Source organism: Azospirillum formosense (genome assembly GCF_013340925.1).
Classification (GTDB): domain Bacteria; phylum Pseudomonadota; class Alphaproteobacteria; order Azospirillales; family Azospirillaceae; genus Azospirillum; species Azospirillum formosense.
Genome location: NZ_WHOR01000467.1, coordinates 1 through 1,890 on the forward strand (window position 1 = coordinate 1; position 1,890 = coordinate 1,890).

At 71.2% G+C, this 1,890-nt stretch carries 3 protein-coding genes; 2 read left to right on the forward strand and 1 reads right to left on the reverse strand.

Annotated features, from left to right (window positions below; all coding sequences use genetic code 11):
• Positions 1 to 73 precede the first annotated feature (73 nt).
• Together GBZ26_RS29045 and GBZ26_RS29050 are read left to right on the forward strand one after the other, a co-directional pair.
• On the forward strand, positions 74 to 1,093 hold the full coding sequence (locus GBZ26_RS29045) for an LLM class flavin-dependent oxidoreductase (RefSeq protein WP_174441752.1): 1,020 nt from the start codon (positions 74 to 76) through the stop codon (positions 1,091 to 1,093).
• A gap of 139 nt (positions 1,094 to 1,232) precedes the next feature.
• Positions 1,233 to 1,403 carry a hypothetical protein gene (locus GBZ26_RS29050; RefSeq protein WP_014239127.1) on the forward strand — a complete coding sequence of 57 codons (171 nt, stop codon included), beginning with the start codon at positions 1,233 to 1,235 and terminating at the stop codon, positions 1,401 to 1,403.
• A gap of 1 nt (position 1,404) precedes the next feature.
• Here the strand turns inward: GBZ26_RS29050 and GBZ26_RS29055 are convergent, their stop codons facing one another.
• A complete protein-coding gene (locus GBZ26_RS29055; protein ID WP_174441753.1) occupies positions 1,405 to 1,806 on the reverse strand; it encodes an STAS domain-containing protein in 402 nt (133 codons plus the stop codon).
• Positions 1,807 to 1,890 lie beyond the last annotated feature (84 nt).

The window sequence follows — 1,890 nt, forward strand, 5'->3', positions numbered from 1 at the left end:
GGTTGGGGAGGGGGCCAAGGTTCACACAGCCTGCACCTCCCCCGATCGTCCCGTTTCATTGGATACCCCCCTCATGCCGACCGACGACACCTCCCGCTCGCCCCTCTCCGTCCTCGACCTCGCCCCGGTGCCGGAAGGCAGCACGCCGGGCGACGCGCTGCGCAACACGCTGGACCTCGCACGCCACGCCGAGCGGCTGGGCTACCGCCGCTACTGGCTGGCCGAGCACCACAACATGACCGGCATCGCCAGCGCCGCGACCTCCGTCGTCATCGGCCATGTGGCGGCGGGCACCGCGACCATCCGCGTCGGCGCCGGCGGCATCATGCTGCCCAACCACTCGCCGCTGGTCATCGCCGAGCAGTTCGGCACGCTGGAGGCGCTGTTCCCCGGCCGCATCGACCTCGGCCTGGGCCGGGCGCCCGGCACCGACCAGATGACGCTGCGCGCCCTGCGCCGCGACCCGTCGGTGGCGGAGCAGTTCCCGCAGGACGTGCTGGAGCTTCAGGCCCTGCTCGGCCCCGTCCAGCCGGGCCAGCGGGTGCAGGCGGTGCCCGGCGCCGGGTCGAACGTGCCGCTGTGGATTCTCGGCTCCAGCCTGTTCGGCGCGCAGCTGGCGGCGGCCTTCGGCCTGCCCTACGCCTTCGCCTCGCACTTCGCGCCGGACGCGCTGATGCGGGCGTTGCGGGTCTACCGGGAGAACTTCACCCCCTCAGCGCAACTCGACCGGCCCCACGCCATGGTCGGGGTGAACGTCGTCGCCGCCGAGACCGACGCGGAGGCGCGCCGCCTCTTCACCTCCGCCCAGCAGAGCTTCGCCCGTCTGATCCGCGGCACCCGCGGCCAATTGCCGCCGCCCATCGACGACATCGAGAGCTTCTGGTCGCCGCTGGAGAAGGCGCAGGCGATGAACATGCTGTCCTGTTCCTTCGTCGGCTCGGCGGAGACGGTGCGGCGCGGGCTGGACTCCTTCCTCGCCGAAACCGGGGCCGACGAGATCATGGTGGCCTCGGCCATCCACGATCACGCGGCGCGGGTGCGCTCCTACGAGATCCTGGCGGAGGTCCATGGGGCGCTGCGCGCCGCGGCCTGACGGGCTCCAAATTGGGGGAACGGTCCGGCGCAACCGCACAGCGCGCTTCGCGGACTGCGCCATGGACCGCGCCCGAGGGGAGTCTTATCGTCTGTGACCCGGCGTCGCGTGACGCGGTTCACAGAGATGGAGAGGGGATATGGCCGAGTTTCCCCACGCCAGCAGGGTCAACGTGACGCTTGATCTGCCGCTCGACGTCTATCGGCGTCTGGAACAGCAGGCGCGCTACATGAGCGTTACCGTCGAGGCCCTGCTGAAGACTATCCTGGCGCAGCAGCTCTATGATTCCAGTCTTCGCAATATGGATTAGTTCATTGTCGTGAGGCGGCGCGCACGGCGGCGTCGAGGTCGCCGTGGCTTTCCAGCAGCGCCGCCAGCCCGGCCTCTTCCAGCACGCCGCGGATCGGGCCGGGCACCGCCGCCAGCACGATCCGCCCGCCGGACCGCCCACCCGCGTTTCCAGCGCCCGGCCGCGCCTGCCGCACCGCCAGCAGCAGCGAGCGCAGCCCCGCCGGGGTCAGTTGCGTCACCGCCGACAGGTCGAGCACCAGCCCGGCCGGCGTTCTTGCGGGCTCGTCCGAGGCGGCGTCCGCGGTGGCGGGGGCCAGCGCTGCGAACAGCCGCGCCTCGAACCGGGGGGCGGCGGCGCTGTCGATCGGCCCCACCGGGCGCAGGATCGTCACGTCGCCGCGGACCTCTTCCGCGATTTGCATCAAACCCTCCGATTTCCCCATCCGGCCGGGCCTGCTATACCTCCTCCGGCGGGGGATTTCCCATCACACGGATCATCATACAGC